This window comes from Pseudomonas sp. KU26590, from assembly GCF_026153515.1.
GTDB lineage: Bacteria > Pseudomonadota > Gammaproteobacteria > Pseudomonadales > Pseudomonadaceae > Aquipseudomonas.
The window spans coordinates 5,126,462-5,151,650 of sequence record NZ_CP110644.1 but is presented as its reverse complement, the minus strand read 5'-3'; the positions used below and the strand labels follow the sequence as shown (position 1 = coordinate 5,151,650).

Annotated in this window: 22 protein-coding genes and 2 pseudogenes; 8 read left to right on the top strand and 16 right to left on the bottom strand. The window is 60.7% G+C overall.

Annotation, left to right across the window (positions count from 1 at the left end; genetic code table 11):
* Positions 1-37: 37 nt before the first annotated feature.
* From OKW98_RS22905 to OKW98_RS22895, 4 genes and pseudogenes are all read left to right on the top strand, one after another.
* A complete protein-coding gene (locus OKW98_RS22905; RefSeq protein WP_265386786.1) occupies positions 38-487 on the top strand; it encodes a YkvA family protein in 450 nt (149 codons plus the stop codon).
* A gap of 144 nt (positions 488-631) precedes the next feature.
* A pseudogene (locus OKW98_RS27695) lies at positions 632-725 on the top strand (transcriptional regulator); the annotation flags it as partial.
* 77 nt (positions 726-802) lie between these two features.
* A pseudogene (locus tag OKW98_RS27690) lies at positions 803-994 on the top strand (helix-turn-helix domain-containing protein); the annotation flags it as partial.
* Positions 991-1,365, top strand: a complete 375-nt coding sequence (locus OKW98_RS22895; RefSeq protein ID WP_265386784.1) for a hypothetical protein — start codon at positions 991-993, stop codon at positions 1,363-1,365. The pseudogene OKW98_RS27690 and the gene OKW98_RS22895, both read left to right, overlap by 4 nt.
* 545 nt (positions 1,366-1,910) lie before the next feature.
* On the opposite strand, the gene OKW98_RS22890 is transcribed toward OKW98_RS22895, so the two are convergent.
* From OKW98_RS22890 to OKW98_RS22880, 3 genes are all read right to left on the bottom strand, one after another.
* Entirely contained in the window at positions 1,911-2,366 is a 456-nt protein-coding gene (locus tag OKW98_RS22890; RefSeq protein WP_265386783.1) for an REP-associated tyrosine transposase, read from the bottom strand.
* 409 nt (positions 2,367-2,775) lie between these two features.
* A complete protein-coding gene (locus OKW98_RS22885; RefSeq protein WP_265386782.1) occupies positions 2,776-4,566 on the bottom strand; it encodes a bifunctional diguanylate cyclase/phosphodiesterase in 1,791 nt (596 codons plus the stop codon).
* 120 nt (positions 4,567-4,686) lie between these two features.
* Positions 4,687-6,768 (bottom strand): carboxy terminal-processing peptidase, encoded by a 2,082-nt coding sequence (locus tag OKW98_RS22880; protein WP_265386781.1) that lies wholly within the window; start codon positions 6,766-6,768, stop codon positions 4,687-4,689.
* A gap of 145 nt (positions 6,769-6,913) precedes the next feature.
* Here OKW98_RS22880 and OKW98_RS22875 point away from each other — a divergent pair, with 145 nt between their 5' ends.
* A complete protein-coding gene (locus OKW98_RS22875; RefSeq protein WP_265386780.1) occupies positions 6,914-7,876 on the top strand; it encodes an NAD(P)H-quinone oxidoreductase in 963 nt (320 codons plus the stop codon).
* Between the two features lie 147 nt (positions 7,877-8,023).
* On the opposite strand, the gene OKW98_RS22870 is transcribed toward OKW98_RS22875, so the two are convergent.
* The 6 genes from OKW98_RS22870 to OKW98_RS22845 all read right to left on the bottom strand — a co-directional run bounded on the left by OKW98_RS22870 (position 8,024) and on the right by OKW98_RS22845 (position 13,502).
* A complete protein-coding gene (locus OKW98_RS22870; protein ID WP_265386779.1) occupies positions 8,024-8,677 on the bottom strand; it encodes an HAD family hydrolase in 654 nt (217 codons plus the stop codon).
* A gap of 188 nt (positions 8,678-8,865) precedes the next feature.
* Positions 8,866-9,855, bottom strand: a complete 990-nt coding sequence (locus tag OKW98_RS22865) for an ABC transporter ATP-binding protein (protein ID WP_265386778.1) — start codon at positions 9,853-9,855, stop codon at positions 8,866-8,868.
* Between the two features lies 1 nt (position 9,856).
* Positions 9,857-10,654, bottom strand: a complete 798-nt coding sequence (locus OKW98_RS22860; protein ID WP_265386777.1) for an ABC transporter permease — start codon at positions 10,652-10,654, stop codon at positions 9,857-9,859.
* Complete coding sequence (locus OKW98_RS22855) at positions 10,641-11,483, bottom strand: ABC transporter permease (RefSeq protein WP_133773127.1); 843 nt, start codon at positions 11,481-11,483, stop codon at positions 10,641-10,643. Before OKW98_RS22855 ends, OKW98_RS22860 begins: the two co-directional genes overlap by 14 nt.
* Positions 11,480-12,286, bottom strand: a complete 807-nt coding sequence (locus OKW98_RS22850; protein ID WP_265386776.1) for an alkaline phosphatase family protein — start codon at positions 12,284-12,286, stop codon at positions 11,480-11,482. The genes OKW98_RS22855 and OKW98_RS22850 overlap by 4 nt, the downstream gene beginning before the upstream one ends.
* 148 nt (positions 12,287-12,434) lie before the next feature.
* Positions 12,435-13,502, bottom strand: a complete 1,068-nt coding sequence (locus OKW98_RS22845) for an ABC transporter substrate-binding protein (RefSeq protein ID WP_265386775.1) — start codon at positions 13,500-13,502, stop codon at positions 12,435-12,437.
* A 360-nt stretch (positions 13,503-13,862) separates the two neighbouring features.
* On the opposite strand from OKW98_RS22845, the gene OKW98_RS22840 reads away from it, so the two are divergent.
* On the top strand, positions 13,863-14,582 hold the full coding sequence (locus tag OKW98_RS22840; protein WP_265386774.1) for a UTRA domain-containing protein: 720 nt from the start codon (positions 13,863-13,865) through the stop codon (positions 14,580-14,582).
* Between the two features lie 6 nt (positions 14,583-14,588).
* On the opposite strand, the gene OKW98_RS22835 is transcribed toward OKW98_RS22840, so the two are convergent.
* The 7 genes from OKW98_RS22835 to minC form a co-directional block, all read right to left on the bottom strand.
* The gene (locus OKW98_RS22835) at positions 14,589-16,718 is read right to left on the bottom strand and encodes a mechanosensitive ion channel family protein (protein ID WP_265389816.1); all 2,130 of its coding nucleotides are present in this window, start codon (positions 16,716-16,718) and stop codon (positions 14,589-14,591) included.
* A 384-nt stretch (positions 16,719-17,102) separates the two neighbouring features.
* Positions 17,103-17,402 (bottom strand): hypothetical protein, encoded by a 300-nt coding sequence (locus tag OKW98_RS22830; protein WP_265386773.1) that lies wholly within the window; start codon positions 17,400-17,402, stop codon positions 17,103-17,105.
* 323 nt (positions 17,403-17,725) lie between these two features.
* The gene (locus tag OKW98_RS22825) at positions 17,726-19,015 is read right to left on the bottom strand and encodes a M18 family aminopeptidase (protein WP_265386772.1); all 1,290 of its coding nucleotides are present in this window, start codon (positions 19,013-19,015) and stop codon (positions 17,726-17,728) included.
* Between the two features lie 920 nt (positions 19,016-19,935).
* A complete protein-coding gene (locus OKW98_RS22820) occupies positions 19,936-20,571 on the bottom strand; it encodes an RluA family pseudouridine synthase (RefSeq protein WP_133773139.1) in 636 nt (211 codons plus the stop codon).
* Positions 20,572-20,723: 152 nt separating this feature from the next.
* Positions 20,724-20,978 carry a cell division topological specificity factor MinE gene (gene minE, locus OKW98_RS22815; RefSeq protein ID WP_037013831.1) on the bottom strand — a complete coding sequence of 85 codons (255 nt, stop codon included), beginning with the start codon at positions 20,976-20,978 and terminating at the stop codon, positions 20,724-20,726.
* Entirely contained in the window at positions 20,978-21,790 is an 813-nt protein-coding gene (gene minD, locus OKW98_RS22810; RefSeq protein ID WP_237254080.1) for a septum site-determining protein MinD, read from the bottom strand. The genes minE and minD overlap by 1 nt, the downstream gene beginning before the upstream one ends.
* A 200-nt stretch (positions 21,791-21,990) precedes the next feature.
* A complete protein-coding gene (minC, locus tag OKW98_RS22805; protein WP_074890214.1) occupies positions 21,991-22,737 on the bottom strand; it encodes a septum site-determining protein MinC in 747 nt (248 codons plus the stop codon).
* Between the two features lie 142 nt (positions 22,738-22,879).
* Here minC and OKW98_RS22800 point away from each other — a divergent pair, with 142 nt between their 5' ends.
* Both OKW98_RS22800 and OKW98_RS22795 read left to right on the top strand, forming a co-directional pair.
* A complete protein-coding gene (locus OKW98_RS22800; RefSeq protein WP_265386771.1) occupies positions 22,880-23,812 on the top strand; it encodes a lipid A biosynthesis lauroyl acyltransferase in 933 nt (310 codons plus the stop codon).
* A 19-nt stretch (positions 23,813-23,831) separates the two neighbouring features.
* Positions 23,832-25,064, top strand: coding sequence for a patatin-like phospholipase family protein (locus OKW98_RS22795; RefSeq protein WP_265386770.1), 1,233 nt, complete (start codon positions 23,832-23,834; stop codon positions 25,062-25,064).
* Positions 25,065-25,189: the final 125 nt, after the last annotated feature.

Genomic DNA, 25,189 nt, shown 5'->3' with positions numbered 1-25,189 from the left:
CAGCAGGTCGATTTTTATCGGTAATCGTGGAGTGGATATGAAAGCACCCTGGAATCTCATTCGTTACCTACCCATGGCCAAGCGCTTGATGGCGGCAGGCCGCTTGCCCGCATTGCTGTTTGCCGTTGCAGGCAAAACGGCCAGTGAGGGCGGTAGGCTGGGTAAGATCAAGGACGATTTGAAACTGCTTCAATCGTTGTGCCTGGCCTACTGGCGCGGGGAATATCGCGCCATCAGCGGTAAGGCGATTCTCTCGATCGTCGCGGGCCTGATGTACTTTCTCAGCCCTCTGGATGCAATCCCTGACTGGATTCCCGGCCTGGGGATGCTGGATGACATCGCCGTGCTGGCATGGGTGATGAAACACCTCGAGGCCGAGCTCAGCGCATTTCGTGCATGGCGCGCGCTGCAGAACCCGGAAAAGCTCGCTGTGGTTGAGCGTTTGCCGGCGACGCCTGTCTTGCTGGAGCACGAGAAAAAGATCTGAAGGCGCGTTTGTGCGGTTTTCGCTGACGCAGCCAGTGCTTCAGTGATTCCACATAAGCAAGTCGTCGCCAACCGCTGTTAAGATGCCGCCCATACTTAGAAAAAGACCACGTAAAGCGTGTTTTTGTCCTACAGGGGTGTTGGTATGGATCTTCAGGTTATTTCGCGCGATGGAGAGCCGGAATATGCCGTGCTGCCATGGGCGCAGTATCAGGCCCTGTTGCGCGCGGCGGGTGTTGCGCGTGGCCCGGCGTCCGGAGCGGCGATCCACACCGAGGCCGAGTCTGAACAGTCCTCGTCCGCTGCCGCTGCAGACCTTCCTTCGTTATCTCAGCTGGGTGCATTGCGCGAGGCCAAGGGCCTGGAAGTGGCGCAACTGGCGCGCACGGTCGGCATCAGCCCTTCTTACCTGGACCTGATTGAAAGCGGCGCCCGTGAGCCGGACGCGGCCATTCGCCGGAGTCTGGCGTGGGAACTGGGCGTTGCGGGCTGGCGGGGTGAAGCATGAGCGTGCGCATCAGTCGCCAGCACTGGGACGGGCTGCTCGCCGAACTGGACCTGGCCCGCCGCCAGCGTCATCTGGTGACGTATCGCGCGCTGCTGGAGCGGTTGCAGTTACCCACCCCCGCCATGCAAACCCTGACCGCGGCCCTTGAACACCTCGCCGCACTCGACGCCCGCGCCGAGCAGCCATTGCGCAGCGCGTTGGTGATCAGCCAAGGCGCCAGTCGCCTGCCACGCACCGGATTCTTTGAGTGCGTCGAACACCTCGGCCGTTTCTCCGGCCCTTCTGACGGCATTGCCGCCGCCTCCTGGCACGCCTCGGAAGTCGCCCGGGTGTTTGAGTTCGAGTATGCGCAGCCGAGCAAACCTGAGTAGTCCTGGATCTTGTCAGATCCAATCCGACCTGGATGCAGGCGCTATCTGAATGCCATGGCGAGTCCACCGCGAGTCCAATGGCTAACACGAATTTGTAGGAGCCGGCTTGCTGGCGAACCGCAATCTGCCAGCCAATATGGATGTGCCTGACCCAACGCATTCGCCAGCAAGCCGGCTCCTACGGATTGAGTTCGCGCCAGCTTTCAACGGTAACGACGCGACACCCATAAGCCGCCGTCGAATATCCCACGCCGGCCGTGCATGCGACGCTGTCCTGGATTCAACATTCGCGCACACCGACGCCGCGATCCAAAACCGAACGTGGATTCACACACGCACGCGCCGACGCCACGAATCCATAGTCGAACGCGGATTTGTAGGAGCCGGCTTGCTGGCGAACCGCAATCTGCCAGCCAATATGGATGTGCCTGACCCAACGCATTCGCCAGCAAGCCGGCTCCTACGGATCGAGGTAGCGCCAGCTGTCATCAGTAATGGCCCGGCCCTCGCAAGCTTGGAGCCAGCACGCAATCAAAATCAGCACGTCAAACCCATATGGCATCCCACAGCGGATAATCCTGCACTCGCCTCACCAGCCCCGCGCGGATGGGGTTTGCAATGATGTAGCGCGCGACGCTCTGCAGGTCTTCTTCGTATCGGATCGCCCGATCGTGAAAGCCCCGCTGCCAGAATCGACCCGACCGGCCGAGGGATTTGTTCACGTTGCGAGCGGTGTGCGATTTCACCACCAACATCAGGTTTTCCAACTCACAGTCGCCCAGCTCCACCAGCCAGTGAAAGTGATCCGGCATCACGACCCACGCCAGCGAGTTCACAAGGCCTTGCGCCTGTGCATCGCGAAACTGCTGCACGAGCAGTCGGCCCGTTCGCCAGTTTCCGAAGAAGCACTGCCGGTGGTGGGTCACCGCCGTGATGAGGTAGATCTGCCCCGACTGGGAATGGCGTCCGGTCCGCAACCGACCTGCGTGATACTTCGTCACGGGATGTAGCCCTGCTGTCTGGCGAAAGTGCCGGAAGGCTAGTGCGGGGCGGTCTCCTGTGCGTTCGGGTTATGGTTCAAAACATGACGTGAGCGTGAGGGACCTCTGCCGGGTGGCTGGTTTTGGTGGGCGCGCGCGTTGTGTCAGTTGATGTATCTGTGACAGCCGCATCCCGTTAGCCAGCAAGCCGGCTCCTACAGGGAGACATCCGTTTGGGCACGCAACCTGAGCCAGGTATGAATCCGTAGCAGCCGGCTTGATGGCGAACCGGATTCAACCGCACCACTCAATGTGCCTGATATGGCGTGTTCGCCAGCAAGCCGGCTCCTACAGTTGACCATGCGCCAGACACACAATTTGCGTCAGACGCAAATCCGTAGGAGCCGGCTTGCTGGCGAACCCCGTCGGTTCACCCCAACACCGCCTGATTCAACGTCGCCATAACCTCCGCCTCCAGCGTATTGATCACATACAAACTCGCACCCATCACTTCTTTGGCGTGGTGTTTGGCCTGGGACGCCAGTTCGGCAAGCTGGCTGGCGTCGAGGGTCGTGCAGACTTCCGGATGCAAGTGCACGACGCCGATGGACAGCGACAGCAGCGGGAATTCCTGGCGGTGGCCTTGTCGGTTGAGCGCCACGAAGCAGCCGGCCTCCAGATGCTCGGCGCGGTAGAAGCGTCGGCACTGGTTCTGGAAGTCCTCGAGCAGCATGTTCAAGCGTTTGCGCCAGTCGTCCGAGCCCAGCACCATCAAGAAATCATCGCCACCGATGTGCCCGACAAAGTCGCGACTCTGATCGATCCGGTCGTTCAGGCATTGCGCCAGACACAGTAGAACCTCGTCGCCGCGCCCGTAGCCATAGATGTCGTTGAAGGGCTTGAAGCTGTCGATGTCCACGTAGCAGATCATTGATTCACGGCCCTGCTGCAACAGCCGGGTCAGGCATTGCTGAATCGGTACGTTGCCCGGCAGCAGCGTCAGAGGGTTGGCATAGCGCGCCTGTTGAATCTTCACCTCGGTAATCAACTTCAGTACATCGATGACCCGGCCCAACCCCAGGTAGGCGCCGTTCTGCATGATGATGAAATCTTCTTCGATGCGTTGCCGCGCGCGACTGGTAATCAGGCGGCTGACTTGCTGCAGGGATTGACTCAGCTCGACGGCAAGAAAGTCATCGCTCATCAGACGACTGATGGGCTTTCGCGCATAGAGTTCGGTGGCGAAGGGCTTCAGCAGCACATCCGACAGCGAGTGGCGGTGGACGATGCCGATCGGCTGATGCTGCTCATCCAGCACCGCCAGCGAGTTGAGGTTGGCCTGCTTGCGAAACGCTTCCAGCACCGTTGCCGTGGGCGTGGTCTGCACCACTGCCGGCTGCTCGTTGAGCAGGGCGCTGAGGTCACTGGTTTCTTCGACCAGGGTCGCGGCGGCAGGGTCGATTTTCGGCAGCAGCGCATGGGCGTCCCGGGGCGGAAACTCTTGTGGTCGGCACAGCAAATAGCCTTGAACCAGCTCGACCCCCATATCGATCAAGACGGCCAGCTCTTCCTGCAGCTCGATGCCTTCAGCGATCACCAGCGCTCGCGACGCCTTGGCCATCTGCAACATCGAGCCGACGAACTCGCGCTTGACCGCGTCCTGATGAATGCCGTCGATGAAATGCCGATCAATCTTTACGTAATCCGGACGCAATTCGGACCACAGCCGCAGGCTTGAATACCCTGCGCCCAAGTCATCGAGGGCGATGGAAAAACCCATGTCGCGGTAGTGATAGAGCGCGTTGTACAGCAGGCCGAAGTCGTCGGTCGGTGTTTGCTCGGTCAGCTCGATGACCACGCGGCTCGGGGGGATACCGTAGCGCTGCAACAGCTGCAAGGTACGCCCCGGCGGGTGCGAGGCTTCAAGCAAGGATTCGGGCGAGATATTGAGGAACAGCTTGCCCTCCAGCTTTTGTTGGCTGAAGCGACGGCAGGCCGACTCGCGACAAGCGAGTTCCAGTTCGCTCAGGCGCCCGGCCTGGCGGGCCACGGCGAACAGGCTGAGAGGGGAATGCAGCGCGCTGTTGGAAGGGCCGCGCGTCAGGGCTTCGTAGCCGAGAATGCGCCGATCTGACAGCGACACAATCGGTTGGAACAGGCTGTGCAAGTCGCCGTGAGTCAGGATCGAACTCAGAGCGCTCAGCTGTTCAGTCACGGTCATGGCAATCTCGGGGCAAGAAAAAGGGGCTGGACGCCTGTGGCGCCGAGCCCCGCTATTTCACGACAGATTCATGACTGTTTGATGACGATTTGCCACCATTTCGTCACGTTTCATGCTGTTTTACTTCTTCGCCACCGTACCGCTCAAGCCCAGGTAGTCGAGCAGGATGCGCCCGGTTTCAGCCAGGTAGGCGTCGTCCTCGGGTTTGGTCTTGTCGTCTTCTGAAGGCAACGCGTCTTCGTCTTCTTTCTTCAGCTCTTTCAGCGGCTCTTCGCCTTTGGCCTTGCGACGCACGTTCTCCATCGCCAGCTGCTTGCTCTCGATGTCGGCGTGTTGCTTGCGGCGCTCGGCTTCGTTGAGGCTGACGGTTTTTTCGCTCATCAGCTTCTTCGCCAGCGCGAGTTTTTCTTCGATGAAGACAAACTCGGCGTCTTTGGCCGAACGCACGTCGTGACGTGATTGCAGCTGGGCGAGGAACGGTTTGAACGGATCCACCGCAGGCTTGATCGCCGGCTTGATGGTGTCGTAAGTCATCGCTTCAGGCAGCGCGCTTTCGCCGATTTCCTTGGTGTCGATGATCGACGGGTAGGCGATGTCCGGCAGCACGCCCTGGTGCTGGGTGCTCTGGCCGGAAACCCGGTAGAACTTCGCCAGCGTCAGTTTCAGTTCGCCATGGTTCAGCGGCTGAATGGTTTGCACGGTGCCTTTACCGAAGGTCTGGCCGCCGATGATCAGCGCGCGGTGATAATCCTGCATGGCGCCGGCGAAAATCTCCGAAGCCGAGGCCGAGAGGCGGTTGACCAGCAACGCCATCGGGCCTTTGTAGAACGCGCCGCTGTTCTCGTCTTCCAGGACATCGACCTTGCCGTCGGCGTTACGTACCAGAACGGTCGGGCCTTTGTCGATGAACAGACTGGTCAGCTCGGTGGCTTCCTGCAACGAACCACCGCCGTTGTTACGCAGGTCGATGACCACGCCGTCGACTTTCTCCGACTGCAATTCGGTCAGCAGCTTCTTGACGTCGCGGGTCGTGCTCTTGTACTCGGGATCGCCGGCGCGGTAGGCCTTGAAGTCCAGGTAGAAAGCAGGGATCTCGATGACGCCCAGTTTGTAATCCTTGCCGTCCTGATTCAGGTGCAGGATCGACTTCTTCGCCGCTTGCTCTTCGAGCTTCACGGCTTCGCGGGTGATCGACACGATCTTGGTGGTCTGGTCGCTCGGCGCATTGCTGGCCGGGACGATTTCCAGACGCACTACCGAGCCCTTCGGACCGCGAATCAGTTTGACCACTTCGTCCAGACGCCAGCCGATCACGTCGACCATCTCTTTGTCGCCCTGGGCGACGCCGATGATCTTGTCGGCGGTTGCCACTTGCTTGGTCTTGGCGGCAGGGCCAGCCGGAACCAGGCGGACGATCTTGACGTTATCGTTGTCGCTTTGCAGGACAGCGCCGATCCCTTCCAGGGAAAGGCTCATGTTGATGTCGAAGTTTTCCGCGCTGTCAGGCGACAGGTAGTTGGTGTGCGGATCGTAGGACATCGCGAAGGTATTCAGGTACGCCTGGAACACGTCCTCGCTGCGAGTCTGGCCCAGACGGGCAAGTTGGTTCTTGTAGCGCTTGGTCAGGGTTTCCTGAATCTTCGCCGGGTCTTTGCCGGCGATCTTCAAGCGCAGAACTTCGTCCTTGACGCGCTTGCGCCAGAGGTCGTCGAGTTCGGCTTCGTTTTTGGCCCAAGGTGCGTCCTTGCGATCAACCAGCAAGGTTTCCTGAGTGTTGAGGTCGATTTTGTCGACGCCCTTGCTCAGCTGCGCCAAGGCGAAATCCAGACGCGACTTGATGCGGTCCAGATAACGCTTGTAGATGGTAAAGCCCGGAGCCAGGTCGCCGCTCTTGAGGAAGTCGTCGAACTGGAAGCGCCACTTGTCGAACTCGGCGATGTCACTGGCGAGGAAGTAGCTGCGCGCAGGATCAAGGAGTTTCAGGTAGCTCTGATAGATGATTTCCGAGCGCTTGTCGTCCAGCGGCGGCTTGCTGTAGTGGTGGCGCTTGAGCAGCTCCACAACATTCAGACTGGCGATGACTTCATCGCGATCAGGTTGAAGATTATCCCAGCTGTTGGCGGCGAACGAACTGGCCGACATTGGCAGGACAGTCAGGCCAATGAGTAATGCAAGGGTGGTGCTGGGTAAAAAATGCTTCATGCTGATTCGACGCGGGGACAATTGATAACGCATATTAGGCCGTCTTTGGAGGTCGCCGGTTCGGTCAGAACACGGTCGCATAATGCAAAAAGCCCAATGGCCGTGAGGCACATCGGGCTCAGTCAAGACTCACTATGGAGGCACTGTGAAAGCATTGCAAGGCGTTGAAGGTCGTGTGGAATGGGTTGAAGCGCCATCGCCGACTCTGGATGTAGGACAAGTCCGCATCAAGGTCGCAGCGGCGGGACTCAATCGTGCTGATTTGCTGCAACGCTCGGGGCATTACCCACCACCGCCAGGTGTGACGGAAATCCTCGGGATGGAATGTTCAGGGGTGATTGCCGAGGTCGGCGCGGGCACCGCCTGGGAAGTCGGCGACCGCGTGTGCGCGCTGGTTGCAGGCGGGGCGATGGCCGAGGAAGTCGTGGTCGACGCCCGGCATGTGCTGCCGGTGCCCGAGGGCATTTCGCTGCACGAAGCCGCGGGGATTCCTGAGGTCTACGCCACCGCCTGGCTGAATCTGTTCCAGCTGGCCGGCCTCAAGCCCGGCGAAAAAGTGTTGCTGCACGCCGGGGCAAGTGGCGTTGGTTCAGCTGCCATTCAGCTGTGCAAGGCCTTCGGCAACCCGGTCTGGGTCACTGTGGGTTCCGCCGAACGGCTGGCGTATTGCGAAGCGCTGGGCGCCCAGGGCGGCGTACTGCGCAACGAGAACCTTGATGCGCTGAACGACTTCGCGCCGTTCCACGTCATTCTTGATCCGGTGGGCGCCAACTATGCCGCGCTGAATCTCAAGGTGCTAGGCGTCGACGGTCGTCTGGTCCTGATAGGCCTGATGGGCGGAAGCAAGTCCGAGCTGGATTTCGCAAAGGTGCTGGGCAAGCGCATCCATATCCTCGGCTCGACCCTGCGCAGCCGCGACGACCAGTTCAAGGCCGACCTGCTCAGCGATCTGGGGCAGCACGTCATGCCGCTGTTCACCGAAGGCCGCCTCAAGCCACAACTGGCGCGCAGCTTTCCGATTAGCGAAGCGGAAGCTGCCTACGCGGAGCTGGCGACCAATCAGGTGTCGGGCAAGGTCGTGCTGGTGATCGACGAAAGCCTGGTGTGACAGCCTGCTGATCCGGAGGGCTTAACCTGTGAGAGCGACCAGGGTGGCGCTCCACCTTGCTCGCGAAGACCCGTGACAGCCGCCGAAAATCTAGCGGATGCACCGGCCTCATCGCGGGCAAGCGCGCTCCTGCAACGAGCGGCTGGATTACTTCCAGTGGTGTATCGGCCATCCGGCTTTTTCCGCTGCTTCCCGCAGCACCGGGTCCGGGTGCACTGCGTGGGGGAAGTCCACCTTGTGCAGCAGCGGCAGGTCATTGCGTGAGTCCGAATAGAAACTCGCACCCTCAAGGTTCTCGCCTTCCTGATCCAGCCACGCCATCAAGCGGGTGATCTTGCCTTCGCGGTAGGTGAGCACGCCGGCGGTCTTGCCGGTGTAAACGCCGTGGGCGACTTCCAGATCGATGGCCAGCACCTCATCAACGCCGATGCGCTCGGCAATCGGTTTGACCAGATGCACGCCCGACGCCGAGATGATCAGAATGCGATCCCCGGCCGCGCGGTGCTCGGCGATGGTTTTAGTGGCATCGCTGAAAATGATCGGCTCGATGTAATCCTCGACCCACGGCCCTACCAGAAAATCCACTTCCTCCGGCGTGCGCCCGACCATCGGGTCCAGGCTGAACGCCATGTAATCTTCCATGGCCAGTTCGCCCTTGCCGTAGGCTTCCATCAGTTCGTGGTCCTTCTTCATGAACCACTCGGGATCGACCCAGCCCAGCCGCCCCATCTGCTCGCTCCACAGGCTTGAACAGTCACCGTGGATCAGGGTTTCGTCCAGATCGAAAATTGCTAAAGCCATTAAAACTGTCCTCTTAAATCATTCACACGCAGATCAACTGTAGGAGCGTGGCTTGTCCCGCGATCTGCCGGGAACCGGCAGCAACCCAGGCCAATGCGGTGTGTCATTCTGACCTTCGTCGCAGGTTTCACGACGGGTTCCCCGCCGATCGCGGGACAAGCCACGCTCCTACAGGGTTGGCGTTGAATTCATGCGACTTCACACAACGCCGACGCTTCGATGTGCAGGGTGACGCGCTGGCCCTTCGGGTGCAAGTCGCTGGCCGAGCGGTTGAGCACGTCGACCACCAGTTCTATGCCCCGGGCCTCGACGCGGTAGCGGATCACGTTGCCCAGCAGGCTGTGGCTGCGCACTTCGCCTTCCAGCGAGCCGGTCAGGCTCAGTTGAATGGCTTCCGGGCGAATCGCCACGCGACTGTTGATCGGGCGCTGCATCAGGCGACTCGCTGCATCGGCTTCCAGCAGGTTGTAGTTGCCGATGAAGCCGGCGGCGAAGGCGTCGACCGGCGCGGTGTAGAGGGTTTCGGCGTCGCCGCTCTGCACGATCCGACCCTGATTCATCAGGAAAATCCGGTCGGACATGGTCAGCGCTTCTTCCTGATCGTGGGTCACGAAAATCGTCGTCAGGCCCAGTTCCTGTTGAATGGCGCGAATCTGCTCGCGGAGGTGTTTGCGGATTCGCGCATCGAGGGCTGAAAGCGGCTCATCGAGCAGCAGCAGGCGAGGGCGGGTCACCAGCGAACGTGCCAATGCCACACGCTGACACTGCCCGCCCGACAGCTGATGCGGGTAGCGCGCGGCGAACTCGTTCAGCTCCACCAGCTTGAGCACCTCGGCCACCCGCTGCTTCATTTCGTCGGTACTGACTTTCTGCATGCGCAGGCCGAACGCGACGTTCTGTCCCACGTTCATGTTGGGAAACAGCGCATAGCTCTGGAACACCATGCCGATGCCGCGTTTCTGCGGCGACACCGGCACTAGGTCTTTGCCATCAAGGAAGATCCTTCCGCTGGTCACCGACGTCAGCCCGGCGATGCAGCGCAGCAGGGTGGACTTGCCGCAACCGGACGGGCCGAGCAGGGTGACGAATTCGCCCTTGTGGATTTCGCAATTGATGTCGCTGAAGACCGCCGTGCTGCCGTAATTCTTCTGCAGGTTTTCGACACTGACGAAGCTCATATCAGTCTTTGTCCTTGTTCAGTCGGTTGGCCGCCCACGTCAGCAGCAGTACGAAAAGGAAGTAGGAAATCACCAGCGCGCTGTTGAAGTGACCGCTGCTGTTGCGCATGTTGTTGAGGTAGACCTGCAGGGTTTCGTAGCGGGTGCCGACCAGCAGATTGGCGAACACGAACTCGCCGAACAGGAACGAGAACGACAGCAGCAGGGCAATCATCAGGCCCTTGCGCAGGTTCGGCAGCACCACCAGAAACGCCGCCTGAAAGGTATTGGCGCCGAGCAGCTGGGCCGCGTCCATCAGGTCAACCAGATTGATCGCCTGCAGGTTGTTGGTGATTGCCCGGTACATGAACGGCAGTGCCACGGTGAAGTAGCAGCCGATGAGGATCCACGGCGTACCGACCATCGCCAGCGGCCCCGAACCGTAGAGTTGCAAGAGGCCCACCGACGACACCACCGGCGGCACCGCGAAGGGCAGCAGGATGAGGATGTTCATCAGCGCGTCGAGCTTGGGGAAGTGGTAATGCACGACGAACAGCAGCGGCAGAATCAGCACCACCGACAGCGCCAGCGCGCCAACGCACACCAGCAGCGACTGGCCGAACGCGCGCAGAAAACGCGGATCGCTCCACAGCGCGACGTACCATTTGTAGGTCAGGCCGTCAGGCAAAATCGTGGCCGACCAACTGGTGGCGATCGAATACACAAAGGTGCCCAGCAGCGGCGCCAGCAGAATCAGAAACAGCAGGTACACCACGACGCGGTGGTAAAGCCCCGGCGGGCGGCGTTCAGCGCGAGACATGGTAGCTCCTCTTCAACAGCCACTGATGCACCACCGTCACCAGTGTCATCATCCCCACCAGAATCATCGCCAGGGCGCTGGCCATGTTCGGGTCCAGCGTGATATCGCCCGCCACCATCGCCGCGATGCGGATCGGCAGCACGTTGAAGTTGCCGGTGGTCAGCGCGTACACGGTGGCATAGGCGCCCAGCGCGTTGGCCAGCAGGATCACGAAGGTGCCGAGCAGCGCCGGGGTCAGCACCGGAATGCCGATGTGCCGCCAGAAATCCCAACTGCTCGCACCCAGCAACGACGCCGACTCGCGCCAGTCTTCACGCAGCGCGTCGAAAGCGGGGTAGAGCAACAGCACGCCCAGGGGGATCTGGAAGTAGGTGTAGAGAATGATCAGGCCGGTTTTCGAGTACAGGTTGAAGTCATCGATGATCCCGGCCTGTTTGAGAATCAGCGTCAGCGCGCCGTTGAAACCGAGCAGGATGATGAAGGCAAACGCCAGCGGGACGCCGGAGAAGTTGCTGGTCATGTTGGCGAACGCACTGACGAAATCCCGCAGGCGCGACGGCACTTTGCGCAGGGAATAACTGCCGAGGATCGCGATGATGATGCCGATCAGGCTCGACCAGAAGCTGATCTCCAGGCTGTACTGCATCGCCTGGCGGTAGAAGCGCGAGTTGAACGCCTTGATGAAGTTGTCGATGCCCCAGCCGGCGTCCGATTGCAGGCTGTTGATCGCCACCCAGGCCAGCGGCGCGATCTGGAACGCGATGAAGAACACCGCAAAAGGCACGAGGCACAACAGCGCCAGCCATTTGCCGCGGCTTTGTGAATTCACTTGAGCACCTCGTTGCACACAGGTTTGTCGTGGGTCACACCGAGCAGCTCGCAGACAGTGCCGCAGATATCGGTCTGTTTCGGTTGTGCGTCGGGTGCGAGGCTGAAGGCGTCACCCAGCACGAACAGCGGGACCTCGCGTTCTTCCGGCAGCACGCCGTTGTGGGAACGGTCGTTGTTCATGCCGTGGTCAGCGGTCACCAGCACTTGATAGCCCGCATCCAGCCAGCGCTGCAGATACTCGGCGAGAATGATGTCGGCGGAGCGTGCGCTGTTGCGGTACTGCGGGGTGTCGAGGCCGTGCTTGTGGCCGGCGTCGTCGATGTTCATCGGGTGGACGAAGAGGAAATTGGGCGCGTGGGCGGTCCGCAGATGCTCGGCGTCGTCGAACAGGTGGGAATCGGGGTAGTGATCGACGTAGTAGAAGTGCCCGTGTTGAATCGGCAATTCGGCGTCGTCGGTGTGGCGGTCGCGTGCGGCAATGAACGGACTGCGGTTGTACAGCTCGCTGACCCAGTGGTAGGCGGCAGCGGCGGTGGTCAGTCCGGCGTCGGTGGCGTAATGAAACACACTGCGCTGGTTGGAAGGTCGGGACACCTGGTTGTGCACGATGCCGCTGTCGATGGGCGCGACGCCGGTCAGGATGCATTCATACAGCGGGCGTGACAGCGACGGCAGTTCGCATTCGAGTTTGTACAACGCCGCGCGGCCTGCGTTTCGGTAAGCCAGCAAATGCCCCATCGCATGTTGCGCCACGCTGTAACTCAGGCCGTCCAGCAGGATGAGGATGACGTTGTGTCTCATGTGTCGCTCCGGAGGGTGGATCCCCAAACATTACTGTAGGAGTGAGCTTGCTTGCGATTGCGGTATGCCTGCGACAGACAGGTTGACTGACACACCGAAATCGCGAGCAAGCTCACTCCTGCAAGGGGCCTGCATCAGCAGTAAAGGATCACTGCATCTCGACGATGACTTGCTCGTTCCACTGTTGTGGCAGGGCTTTCGAGGTTTTTTCCCACGCTGCCGGGTCTTTGATCGGTGTCACGTTCTTGTACTGCTCGTTGGGCAGCAGCTTGGCTTGCACCTCTGGGGGCATCGTCAAGTGCTCGGCGCGGATCGGGCGCGCGTTGCCTTTGGCCAGGTTGATCTGACCGGCGTCGCTGAAGATGTATTCACGGGCCAGCTTGGCGGCGTTCGGGTGCTTGGCGTATTTGTTGATGATTGTGGTGTAGCCCGAGATTACCGAGCCGTCCGACGGGATCAGCACAACGTAGTCGTCAGGATTGGTCATCTTGGCCTTGTAGCTCAGGCCGTTGAAGTCCCAGACCACGCCCACTTCCACTTCGCCTTTTTCCATCGACTGAATCGTTGGGTTGTTGATGCCCAGGCGCTTCTGCTTGGCCAGCTCGGTGAACAACTGCAGCCCCGGCGCGAGGTTGGTTTCATCACCTTTCATGGAGATTGCAGCCGCCAGCACGCCGTTGGCAGCCTGGGCTGCAGTGCTGACATCACCAATGGTGACTTTGTATTTGCCGTTCTTCAGGTCAGCCCATTTGGTCGGTACGTCCGAGCCGTGCAGCAGCTTCTTGTTGACGATGAAAGCGATGGTGCCAGTGTAGGCCAGCGCCCAGTGACCGTCTTTATCCTTGGCCCAATCCGGCACCTGTGCCCAGGTGCTCGGCTTGTAGGGCTGGGTCACGCCTTTGGCGGTAGCGATCGGGCCGAACGCTGCACCCACGTCGCCGATGTCGGCGCTGGCGTTGTCTTTTTCCGCATCGAACTTGGCCACTTCCTGGGCCGAGCTCATGTCGGTGTCCATGTGCACCAGACCGTACTTGGCGGTCAGGTCGGTCCAGGTGCCTTTCCAGTTCGCCCAGTCATCGGGCATGCCCACGCTGTTGATCGCGCCTTCGGCCTTGGCGGCGGCTTCGAGGGTTTTCAGGTCAGTGTCGGCGGCCATGGCCGATGTGCTCAGCGCGATGGCCGAACCCAGGAGTGATGCCAGCAAAAGGTGTTTCATTCGAAGCTCCTTTGTGCACTTCTCGACGGACTCATAGAAGTGTTCGTTGCGGATGGTTGGTCTAGGTCAGCAATACCTGAGCCAAGTTAGGCCACTAACATGACGCTTTCGTGTCTGGACCGACTCTTGCTGGGGCAAGTCGTAGCTCCGGAGATCGCTGTGAAATGAGCGTAGACCATGCTCAACAGCTTGATCTGAAAGGGCTGGAAGATTTGCCGAAAGTATTTGTCTCAGCGGCCTCAAGCTGGAATGTCACGCAACGGTCATCTACGCTGCCTAGGCTCTGGAGCACTGAAACGGGCCATTCAGCAAGCGACACTGCCCTTAAATAGCGCTGGTCTAGTCCAGATAGGTAATGCAATGCGCGAAGAAATGCCCCGAGCGGTGACGACCATCTGCAACGCGCTGCAAGAGCAGATCGAACACGGCCTGTTGCCGCCAGGCAGCAAGTTGCCGGCTGAGCGCAAATTGAGCGAGGTCTTCGATACCACCCGCATCACCTTGCGCGAGGCGTTGGTGCAGCTCGAAGCTCAGGGCTTGATCTACCGTGAGGAGCGCCGCGGCTGGTTCATTTCACCGCCGCGTCTGGCCTATGACCTGATGCGCCGCAGCCACTTTCACGCGATGGTTGAGGCTCAGGGCCGAGTGCCCGCGACCCAGGTGATTGCCGCGCGGCTGCAACCTGCGCCAGCCGTCATCTGCGGGCTGCTGCAATTGCCGGCGCTGTCGAGCGTGATCCAGATCTGCCGCGCCCGCCGCATAGATGAACGGCTGGTGCTCTACGTCGAGCACTACCTCAATCCCGATTACTTCCCGCAGATCCTCGAGCTGGACCTGAACCAGTCGCTGACCGAGCTCTACGCCAGCCACTACGACATTCGCTACGGCCAGGTGCGTTTCGAAATGGTGCCGACGGCGTTACCGGCGGAAGCGGCAGGGGCGCTGAAAGTCTCCATCGGCAGCCCGGGCCTGCGCATCGCCCGGGTCAATCACGACCAGCGCGGTCGGCTGATCGATTGCGACCTGGAATACTGGCGCCATGATGCGATTCATGTGAGTGCGGTGGTGGCGGATATTTAAATCGGCTTACACCGTCGCGTCATCCTTCTTCTCGCGCACTTTGCTCACACGCCCGCCACTGGTGCTGACCTGCACATTCAGGCGCGGCGTCGCCAAGTCCATGCCGGCCTCATCCAGATAACGCTTGAGCGACAGATTGAATGCTCGCGACACTTCCCATTGCTTGATCGGCGCAGTCTTGAAGCGCGCCCGTAGAATGGCGTTGCCCGCATCGAAACTTTCCACCCCTTGAATCTCCAGCGGCGACCAGATGTTGCGGCGCTGCAGCGGGTCGGAGCGCATTTTCTGGCCGACATCGCGGACCATCTTCAGCGCATCGTCGATGTTCATGCTCGCCGGAATCGCGATGCGGAAGATCGCGTAGCCGAACTCCCGCGAGTAGTTCTGGATGCTCTTGATCTCACTGAACGGGATGGTGTGGACGATGCCATCAATGTCGCGCAGCCGCACGGTGCGAATGGTCAAGCCTTCCACGGTGCCCAAGTGCCCGGCGACGTCCACGTAGTCGTCGATGGCCAGCGAGTCTTCGATGATGATGAACAGCCCGGTAATAAGGTCGGCGACAAGCGACTGCGCGCCGAAACCGATTGCGATACCAATCACACCGGCACCGGCCAGCAGCGGTGTTACGTTCATGCCCATGTTCGCCAGCGCGACGATCAGCGCGATGATGAAGATGGTCACGAACAGCACGTTGCGGATCAACGGCATCATCGTCTGCGCGCGGGTATTGGCCAGCCCTTTGCGCGAGCGGGTGAGGGCGTGGTGAATCCCGGTGTCCGCGAGAATCCAGATCAGCCAGGCAAACATCAGCGTGGCCGCCAGGCCGATCAGCCGCAGACTTATGTCGCGGCCGTCGCCTTCGGCAAAGCGGATCAGCGACAGCCCCCAGACCCGCAGGCCCAGTTCGATGAACACCAGCCAGATCAGCATGTGCGCAACGGTATAAAAGAAGTTCTTCAGGCGGTCCGAATACAGTGCATGACGCTTGTGAGCATGGCTTGGCTTGAGTGAATGACGCCGCACCAGGCCGTTGATGACCATGGACAGCACGATCAGCACGGTGCAAATCAGGGCCTGACGCAATGCAGTGCTGGTGTCACCCGCCGAAAAGAACGTGGCAAACAGGGAAACACCCACCAGCACCAGCGCCGGCAGGTACCAGAACGTGCCGAGAACCTCGATGCTGTCGCTCAGGGCGCGGCGGTTGAGGCGACGCGCCAGCGCCTGATTGCGGATCAGATGCGCGATCGGGCGACGGAAACGAATGATGAACAAGCCCGTGGACAGCGCGGCCATGACGTTGGCCAGGGTTGCGGCAGTGTGCGCCAGGTGCACGCCAAGGCTGGCGACCAGACGCGGGTCGCTCAACGCCTCGCCGAACGCGGCAAAGCTGCCGATCCACCACAGCGGCCGAAATGCCTGATGCCGCAGGATGTACAACGCCTGATGGCGATGCGGCCCGTCGAGCAGGGAAAACGCGATGACACAGACCGCCGAAAACAGCGTGCCGACCACCAATGCGTAAGCGAGCACCATCGCCAGATCCCGGCCCAGAGACGGCGGCAGCGAGTAACTGAGGTAAATCGTGATGACCAGCGCCACCAGCCACGGGCCCAGCTTGCGAAGCGCGAAGCGCAGCATGTCCGACAGGCGGGGGTGCTGTGGAAGCTCGGCGGAAAGGCCGAAGCGCAAGCGCACCTTGTGGCCCAGCCAGATCAGCGCCGCCGCGAGCAGCCCCCAGACCGCCAGCACCACGGCAAAGCCCCAGATGATCGGCCACCACTGGTTGGCCGGCAGCATCAGCGCCATCAGCTCATCCTCCGCCATACCCGCCTCATCCGCCCAGCGGCTGAGGGGGCTGTCTGCGCCGGTGAACTGCTTTTCCAGCTCGGCCAACGAACTGCCGATCAGGCCCAGCACGCCTTGCTCCACCGTCGGCTGCGCTTTCTTGGTGGCGTCGCGCAGCTTCTTCAGGTCATCAAGCAATTTGCTGCGCTGCTGATCGTTTTCCAGCGACGTGATGACCTCGTCCAGGGACTGCCCCAATGGCTCCTGAGCCTGTGGCTGCGTCTTGCTGCCACCGCTGAGCAGGCTCGGCAACCCGGCAGCCTGTGTCAGCGCGAACGGGAACATCGCCAGCAGGCAAAGCAAAAACAGGCGGGGCAGAACGGAAAGGCGGGTGGGAGCAATCACCGGGGAACAAACCTCGAATAGACAGGCGCTTGAGCCGCTCGGTGTGGGGCCGTGAGGGTGTCAAGCAGAGGCGCATGAGTTTACGAGTGGAAGGGGGGTGTGGCGAGGGGGAATTTCGCAGATTACCGGCCAAGGCAATGTGTGCAGACAGGGGGCATGTGACGACTTGGCCTCTTGAGTTTCCAAGCCCGCCACATTCAGAAGTGCGCGCGGACGAACGTGCCGTTGTTCGTGAGTTATCTCGCGGGAAGTGTTTTTATATAAAACACGCGTTATATAAAAAGCGCGCCCTCCTTGCCGTTGCTCGGGTGGGCGCGCGAAGGGTCAAGCTCCGCCAAGCGGACCTAACGCAACGACATGGTAAACCTCGGAGGTTAGATCCCCTTTCGGATTCAACGCTTCAAAGAAAGTTTGACGGCCCAGTTCTAGAACGGTCGATGTGTGCCATCCGCTATATTGATCTACTGTCACAGTATCCAGCTTTTCCGATTTACCGCTGTAGCTGTCGAGCATCTTATAGATCTCGACCTGACCATTCGGTTCTCCGGTCCCTACCAAGGTGATCATTGTGTTGCCGTTGGTGGTAGCGGTTGCGCGCTCAATGAAGGCGCCGGTGCCATCCACTACACCTGCGATAGTCGGAACTGTCTTGGTGAATCATTATTGGTTTGAGTACTCATGGTGCAGATCCTTTTGCGTGAGTGAGGGTGCGTCCAAAATATAGTTCGGCCCTGCTTAAACTGTCCATCCGACGATGTGCATCGCCCAGACTGTATTGCTATGAAGATTATTTCGAATCGAAATAAGAAAACACTGATGTCGTTAACGTTTCGACGCGCCCGGGCGCATGAATAATTTGTCAGGGTCGAAGGTGTTGTAAGAAATGAATAGGCAGTGGACAGTCATCGGCGATGCAGCGGTCACTGCGACGCCGATAGTCCTGAAAGTTATGGCAACTCTACACTCGCATAAAAGGCGGACAGTACTTTCACCAAGTGCGCCAGGTCCTGGCTGCCGGCCAGTTCGCGGATCGAGTGCATGGCGAAGGTTGGCAGACCGATGTCGACGGTGCGAACGCCGAGGTGCCCTGCGGTGATCGGGCCAATGGTGGAGCCGCAGGCCATGTCGCTGCGCACGACGAAGCTCTGCACCGGGACTTCTTCGGCCATGCACAGGTGACGGAAGAAACCGGCGGTTTCGCTGTTGGTGGCGTAGCGCTGGTTGCTGTTGACCTTGATCACCGGGCCGGCGTTGAGTTTCGGGCCGTGGTTGGCGTCGTGCTTTTCGGGGTAGTTCGGGTGTACGCCGTGAGCGTTGTCGGCGGAGATCAGCAGGGACTTCTGGATCGTGCGCACGTAGTCGTCGCCTTCCGGGAGCAGGCGTTGCAGCACCTGTTCCAGCATCGGGCCATCGGCGCCGCACGCGGACGTCGAGCCGACTTCTTCGTGGTCGGTGCAGATCAGCAGGCAGGTTTCGTCGCCGTCGGCATTGAGCAGCGCTTGCAAACCGGCGAAGCAGGACAGCAGGTTGTCGAGACGGGCGCCGGCGATGAAGTCGCCGTTGAGGCCGATGACGGCGGCGCTTTGGGTGTCGTAGAAGCTGAGCTCGTAATCGAGCACGACGTCGGCGTTCAAACCGTGCTCGCGGGCCAGTTGATCGGTCAGCAGGGCGCGGAAGTCGGGACGTTCGTCACCGGCGACCTGGGCCAGAATCGGTGGCAGTTCGGTCTGCGGGTTGATCGCCCAGCCTTCGTTGGCGGTGCGATTGAGGTGGATTGCGAGGTTAGGGATGATCGCGATGGGCAGTTTGAAGTCGATCAACTGGCTTTCGACTTTGCCGTCGCGGCGGAAGGTGACGCGGCCGGCGAGGGAGAGGTCGCGGTCAAACCACGGTGCAAGCAGGGCGCCGCCGTAGACTTCGACGCCCAGTTGCCAGAAGCCCTGGCGTTGCAGTTCGGGTTGCGGTTTGACGCGCAGGCACGGGCTGTCGGTGTGGGCGCCGACGAGGCGGATGCCGCCGGTGAGGGGCGACAGGCGACCGAGTTTGAAGGCGACGATGGAGGAGTCGTTGCGGGTGACGTAGTAGCGGCCGCCGGCTTCGGTGTACCAGGGCTCGCGTTCGTCGAGGCGCTGGTAGCCGGCGCCTTCGAGGCGTTGGACGAGGCTTGCGGTGGCATGAAAGGGGGTGGGGGAGGCCTTCAGGAAATCGATAAGGCCCTGATTCAACTCTTCGCGCATAGGTTACTCCAGACAGCAATGTGCGGGAGTTTACAGGCCAAAAGGTGTTTTGATCGAGATCAAGATCAAGATCAAGATCCTTAAGATCAAAAGCGTCTGCCTGGGGGCAGACTGTTTCGCCTTCGGCGAGTTACTTGATAAAGCCCCAAGTAACCAAGGGCTTGTGCTCCTGGTTGGGCTCCTCCTTCGTCGGGGTTCCCTCACTCCGGTCTCGCTCCGTGGGCCCGCCGCCATCCGCCATCCATGGCGGGGGGCGGCTCTCGCCGCATCCATGCGGCTCGGCCCACTCCGCGAGACCTGCGTTCAGCCTGCACTCAAGTCGCGTTTGGCGGTGACTGAGCTTTTTGTGGATGAAGATCAAGATCAAAAGCTTCCCGGCTGAAGCCGGTCCCACAGTCGGGGTCACTGCCTTCCTGCTGGATGCACGCGCTGCTTTTAGTGGGACCGGCTTCAGCCGGGAAGGGGCCGGTCTGGGCGCTGGCAGTTTGGCAGACCGAACTCCCTCCCTGTGGGAGCGAGCTTGCTCGCGAATGCTGTTGCTGTTGCTGTTCCGATCGTTCCCACGCTCCGCGTGGTAATGCCGCCCAGACGCTCCGCGTCCCAGCTGCGCTTTTGACTTTGATCTTTCCCACGCAAGTCCAGACATCGCCAAACGCGACTTGGGTGCAGGCCGAGCGCAGACGATGTGGAGTGGGTCGAGCCGCATGGATGCGGCGAGAGCGCCGTCAGGACATGGATGTCCGTTCGGCGCGGGCCCACGGAGCATCGTCGGAGTGAGGGAATCCCGACGGAGGAGGGACCCAACCGAGAGCAAGCCCCCTTGGTTACTTGGGGGGCTTTTTCCAAGTAACTCGCCGAAGGCGAAATGATCTGACGTTAGGCAGATGCTTTTGATCTTCACGCGGTTCTGACTAACAACATCAAAACGGCGCCGGACACTCAAACCGCAAACGCTCGCCCGTCCCCGGATGCGTAAACGCCAGCATGCTCGCATGCAGACACAACCGCGGATACGCCGCCAGCGCCTCCGGATGCGCATATAAGCCATCGCCCAACAACGGATGCCCGATCGACAACATATGCACCCGCAATTGATGCGACCGCCCGGTGATCGGCGTCAACTCAACCCGACAATGGGTGTCATACCGCTCCAGCACCTTCCAGAACGTCAACGCATGCTTGCCGAACTCATGATCCACCACATGACGCGGCTTGGTCGGCGGGTCGTAGCGCAACGGCAAATCAATACTGCCGCTGTCCAGGTCTGGCTGGCCCCACGCCAGTGCCGTGTAAGCCTTCTCGGTCTCGCGGTCGTGAAACTGCCGGGACAACTCACGGTGCGTGTCCGCATCACGCGCCAGCAAAATGATCCCGGACGTTTCCCAGTCCAGCCGATGGACGATGCGCGCCTCGGGGTAGCCGTTTTCCTGCAGGCGCGTGATCAGACAGTCCTTGTTATCGTCAGCACGACCAGGGACCGAAAGCAGCAGGGTGGGCTTGTTCACCACCAGGACAGCGTCGTCCTGATGGAGGATATGAACGTTGGACAGCGGCATGGAACAGCCTCATAGCTCAAACAGGCGCAACACGATCGCAAGAACCATCGCGGCGCAGAAAACAGGTCTTCAGGAACGCCAACGGCGGCGCGCTTGCCTGATTCCGCAAAGGGAGTCAGGCAACCGGGCCGCCGTGGCGACTGCCTTCTCGATCAACGATCAGGCAGGGTGATATTCAGTTCCAGAATCGAGCAGCTGCCGTCGTTTTCAAGGGCGACATGCACGTCATCGTTACCTATATTGACGTACTTGCGGATCACCTCGACCAACTCCTTCTGCAAGGCGGGCAGGTAATCCGGGGTGCTGCGTTGGCCGCGTTCATGCGCCACGATGATCTGTAGACGCTCTTTCGCTACCGACGCGGTGCTGGGCTTTTTGTTGGCACGAAAGAAGTCAAAAATGCTCATCAGTTACCCCCGAACAGGCGTTCGAAAAATCCTTTTTTCTGTACGTCCAGGAAACGATGCTCTTTTTCCTTGCCCAAAAGACGGTCAACGGCATCGCTGTACGCCTGGCCGGCGTCGCTCTGGTCATCGAGGATCACCGGCACGCCCTGGTTGGAAGCCTTGAGTACCGCCTGGGATTCCGGGATCACGCCCAGCAGGGTGACCGCCAGGATTTCCTTGACGTCTTCAACGCCCAGCATCTCGCCCTTGCTCACGCGCTCAGGGTTGTAGCGGGTCAGGAGCAAGTGCTCCTTGATCGGGTCTTCGCCACGCTCGGCGCGGCGGGACTTGCTGGCCAGCAGGCCGAGCATGCGGTCCGAATCACGAACCGAGGACACTTCCGGGTTGGTCACGACGATGGCTTCGTCGGCGAAATACATCGCCAGGTGAGCGCCCGTTTCGATACCGGCAGGGGAGTCGCAGACGACGTACTCGAAGGTTTCCTTGAGTTCCATCAGGACTTTTTCCACGCCTTCTTTGGTCAGCGCGTCTTTGTCACGGGTCTGGCTGGCGGCGAGGACATAAAGACCTTCGATCTTCTTGTCTTTGATCAGCGCTTGTTGCAGGTTGGCTTCGCCGTTGACTACGTTGACGAAGTCATAAACGACGCGACGCTCGCAACCCATGATCAGGTCGAGGTTACGCAGGCCGACGTCGAAATCGACGATGACCGTTTTGTGGCCGCGCAGTGCGAGACCGGTACCGATGGCGGCGCTGGTGGTGGTCTTGCCCACACCACCCTTGCCGGATGTAACCACGAGAATCTTGGCCAAGGTGTATCACCCCTAGAGGAAAAGGACGTTGAGTCCCTGAAGAGCCCCTCGTGACGGCGCAACTAAAGCGGGCGAGGGCGGTGATCGGAACCCGTGAAGGAGTCCATGTTCGGGAAAACAAAAAAATATCCCGAACGTCCCGGTGCCTTCGCGTCGTTTTCGCGACGAATCAGAGTGGCTTAAAAATGGCGCAGTATCCGTTAAAGACGGGTGATGTTCAACACGTCCCCGGACAGACTGATCTGTACCCCGGCGCCCCATAGTGGATCGCGACGCAGGTCTTCGGACACCTTGTACTGGCCGGCAATCGAGATCAGTTCGGCAACCATTTGCTGGCAGAAAATCCGTGCCTTGGTATCGCCTTTGATCCCCGCCAGCGCGCGGCCGCGCATCGGGCCGTACACGTGAATATTGCCGTCGGCGAGCAGTTCGGCGCCGGGGCTGACCGAGGAGATCACCACCAGATCGGAGCCCTGGGCGTAGATCTGCTGACCACCGCGCACAGGGGCGGTGATGATCTTGGTCGGCTTGATCAACGGCTCGGGCGGCTTCTCGATGATTTCCGGCTTCTTTTTGACTTCGCCTTCCGTCGGATCAAGCGGTCGCTCGCGCGCGCCCGAAGGCGGCAGCACCGGCAGGTCGATGGAAATGGCGGCGGCGATGTCTTCAATCCGGTTGGCACGAATGGCCAGGGTGCGCAAACCGTGCTGGCGGCAGATGCGCATCATTGCCGGCAGATCGATCGCGCCTTCATCCGGCGGCAACTTGTCGAGGGCCAGCACCAGCGGTGTATTGCTGAAGAAATTCGGCGCCTGGGCGACTTTTGCCGCCAGTTGACGATCCAGCGCTTCGAGGTTGTTGCGGGCCAGTTCCAGCACGGTGATGGCCAGCATGCTGCCCTTCAGCTGGAACACGGGGTCCTTGTCTTGCAATTCGATTTGGCTCATGTCGGCATACAGCGGCTTGTCGCTAAAAGTGCCGAGACTTATAACGATAACGCCCGCCAGCCGCAAGGGAGGCGCAACCGACGGGGGCGCGATCCGCGCGAACCGATGTAGAATGCCCGCCTTTGTCCTGACGGAAGCTGTAATGGATCGCCCGCGTTTTCGAGCTCACTTTCTTCATCCCCGCTTCTGGCTGCTGTGGCTGGGGCTGGGCGTGCTCTGGCTGATCGTGCAGTTGCCTTTTCGCGCCTTGCTGGTGATCGGCCGTGGCCTGGGTCGGGTCATGTATTACCAGGCGACCGATCGGCGGGTCATTGCCGCGCGTAACCTCGAACTGTGTTTCCCGCAGTATTCGAAAGCCGAGCGCAAGCGCCTGCTCAAGGCCAACTTCGCCTCCACCGGCATCGCTTTTTTCGAGATGGCCATGAGCTGGTGGTGGAGCAAGCCCCGTCTGGCGCGGCTGGCGCACATCGAAGGCCTTCATCATTTAAAGCAGGCGCAACTGGACGGCCATGGCGTCATCCTCATGGCGCTGCACTTCACGACGCTTGAAATCGGCGCGGCCCTGCTCGGGCAGCAGCACACCATCGACGGCATGTACCGCGAGCACAAGAACGCGCTATTTGATTACATTCAGCGACGCGGCCGCGAGCGGCATAACCAGGATTCAATTGCCGTCGAGCGCGAAGACGTGCGCGGCATGATCAAGCAATTGCGTAAGGGCCGGGCGATCTGGTATGCGCCAGATCAGGACTACGGCGCCAAGCAGAGCCTCTTCGTGCCGTTGTTCGGCATTCAGGCCGCCACCGTGCCGGCCACCAGTAAATTTGCCAAGCTCGGCCACGCGCTGGTCGTGCCGTTCACTCAGGAGCGCCTGGCCGACGGCAGCGGCTACACGCTGGTGATCCATCCGCCGCTGAGCGATTTTCCGGGGGAGAGCGACGAGGCGGACTGCATTCGCATCAATCAATGGGTCGAGCGCGCCGTCACCGCATGCCCCGAGCAGTACCTCTGGGCCCACCGGCGGTTCAAGAGTCGGCCGCCGGGTGAGCCGAAGCTGTACAAGAAGCGTGGCTGAAACCAAGAGCTGAGACCCCATGACGACAAGCACCATAGAACAACAAGCGGTGCGCCACGCCTCAGCCTTGGCTCCCGGCGTCGAGCCCATCACCGGGCTGATCCTGTCCGGCGGCGGTGCCCGCGCGGCGTATCAGGTGGGCGTGCTCGCCGGCATCGCCGATTTGTTGCCGATAGGCGCGAAGAATCCTTTTCCGGTCATCGTCGGCACCTCCGCCGGGGCGATCAATGCGGTGAAGCTGGCCAGCGGCGCCGCGCAATTTCGGACGGCAATCCACGAACTCACTGACTTCTGGCAGGGCTTTCGCAGCCATCAGGTGTTGCGCAGTGACTGGACTGGCGTCATTCGCCAGGCCGCACGGTTCTTCGGCCGCAGCCTGTTGGGCATCGGTCGCCAACAGGTGCCGGTGGCGCTGCTCAACAGTTCGCCGCTGAAAGACCTGCTGACCGCGCGCCTCAACCTCGACGGCATCGACGAAGCCATTGAAGCCAAGCAGCTGCGTGCAGTGGCGATTACGGCGTTTGGTTATGAGTCAGGGCAGGCGGTCACGTTTTATCAGGGCAAGGGCACGATCGAATCCTGGCTGCGGCATCGCAGGATCGGCCTGCCGACACGTTTGACCATCGACCATCTGCTGGCCAGTTCGGCGATCCCCTTGCTGTTTGCGCCCGTGAAGCTGGGCCAGGAATATTTTGGTGACGGCGCGGTGCGGCAGTCGGCGCCGATCAGCCCGGCCCTGCACCTGGGCGCCAACCGCGTGCTGGTGGTGGGCGTCAGCGGCAACCCCCGTGGCCCAGGCGTGAACCCGCCCGTGCCGCGTGCGGTCCGTGGCGTGCAACCGAGTCTTGCGCAGATCGGTGGGCACATGCTCAACAGCACGTTCATTGACAGCCTGGAGAGTGACATCGAACTGCTGGAACGGCTGAATCTGGTCAGCCGCCTGCTGCCGGCGTCTGACATGCCCAGGCCGCAGTCGTCAGAATCGACGCCCATTCAGTCGCTTGCGCCTGTGGAGGTGCTGGTGATTTCGCCCAGCCAGCCCATTGATGAAATCGCCGCCCGTCACCGCCGCGAACTGCCTCCTGCGCTGCGCACGTTTCTGCGCGGCCCGGGTGCGACCAAGACCAGCGGGGCAGGGGTGCTGAGCTATCTGTTGTTCGAGTCGGGTTATTGCAGCGAGCTCATCGAACTGGGCCGCCGCGACGCGATGGCCCAGAAGGAAGAGTTGATGCGGTTCTTGCGGCTGGAGTGAATCTCTGCCCCGAGTGATTCAATGCGGCCCTGCATGAGCTGTCGCAGCTCACTGTAGGCGCGCGCTTGCCCGCGATGGCGGTGTGTCATTCACCCTATCTATTGCAGGCCTACCCCATTCGCGGG

Bases quoted from the DNA above. Each gene is read 5' to 3' on its own strand.
- OKW98_RS22905 (WP_265386786.1), top strand. From the start codon at position 38: ATGAAAGCACCCTGGAATCTCATTCGTTACCTACCCATGGCCAAGCGC.
- OKW98_RS22895 (WP_265386784.1), top strand. From the start codon at position 991: ATGAGCGTGCGCATCAGTCGCCAGCACTGGGACGGGCTGCTCGCCGAA.
- OKW98_RS22885 (WP_265386782.1), bottom strand. From the start codon at position 4,566: ATGACCGTGACTGAACAGCTGAGCGCTCTGAGTTCGATCCTGACTCAC.
- OKW98_RS22880 (WP_265386781.1), bottom strand. From the start codon at position 6,768: ATGAAGCATTTTTTACCCAGCACCACCCTTGCATTACTCATTGGCCTG.
- OKW98_RS22870 (WP_265386779.1), bottom strand. From the start codon at position 8,677: ATGGCTTTAGCAATTTTCGATCTGGACGAAACCCTGATCCACGGTGAC.
- OKW98_RS22865 (WP_265386778.1), bottom strand. From the start codon at position 9,855: ATGAGCTTCGTCAGTGTCGAAAACCTGCAGAAGAATTACGGCAGCACG.
- OKW98_RS22860 (WP_265386777.1), bottom strand. From the start codon at position 10,654: ATGTCTCGCGCTGAACGCCGCCCGCCGGGGCTTTACCACCGCGTCGTG.
- OKW98_RS22850 (WP_265386776.1), bottom strand. From the start codon at position 12,286: ATGAGACACAACGTCATCCTCATCCTGCTGGACGGCCTGAGTTACAGC.
- OKW98_RS22845 (WP_265386775.1), bottom strand. From the start codon at position 13,502: ATGAAACACCTTTTGCTGGCATCACTCCTGGGTTCGGCCATCGCGCTG.
- OKW98_RS22840 (WP_265386774.1), top strand. From the start codon at position 13,863: ATGCGCGAAGAAATGCCCCGAGCGGTGACGACCATCTGCAACGCGCTG.
- OKW98_RS22835 (WP_265389816.1), bottom strand. From the start codon at position 16,718: ATGTTCCCGTTCGCGCTGACACAGGCTGCCGGGTTGCCGAGCCTGCTC.
- OKW98_RS22825 (WP_265386772.1), bottom strand. From the start codon at position 19,015: ATGCGCGAAGAGTTGAATCAGGGCCTTATCGATTTCCTGAAGGCCTCC.
- OKW98_RS22820 (WP_133773139.1), bottom strand. From the start codon at position 20,571: ATGCCGCTGTCCAACGTTCATATCCTCCATCAGGACGACGCTGTCCTG.
- minE (WP_037013831.1), bottom strand. From the start codon at position 20,978: ATGAGCATTTTTGACTTCTTTCGTGCCAACAAAAAGCCCAGCACCGCG.
- minC (WP_074890214.1), bottom strand. From the start codon at position 22,737: ATGAGCCAAATCGAATTGCAAGACAAGGACCCCGTGTTCCAGCTGAAG.
- OKW98_RS22800 (WP_265386771.1), top strand. From the start codon at position 22,880: ATGGATCGCCCGCGTTTTCGAGCTCACTTTCTTCATCCCCGCTTCTGG.
- OKW98_RS22795 (WP_265386770.1), top strand. From the start codon at position 23,832: ATGACGACAAGCACCATAGAACAACAAGCGGTGCGCCACGCCTCAGCC.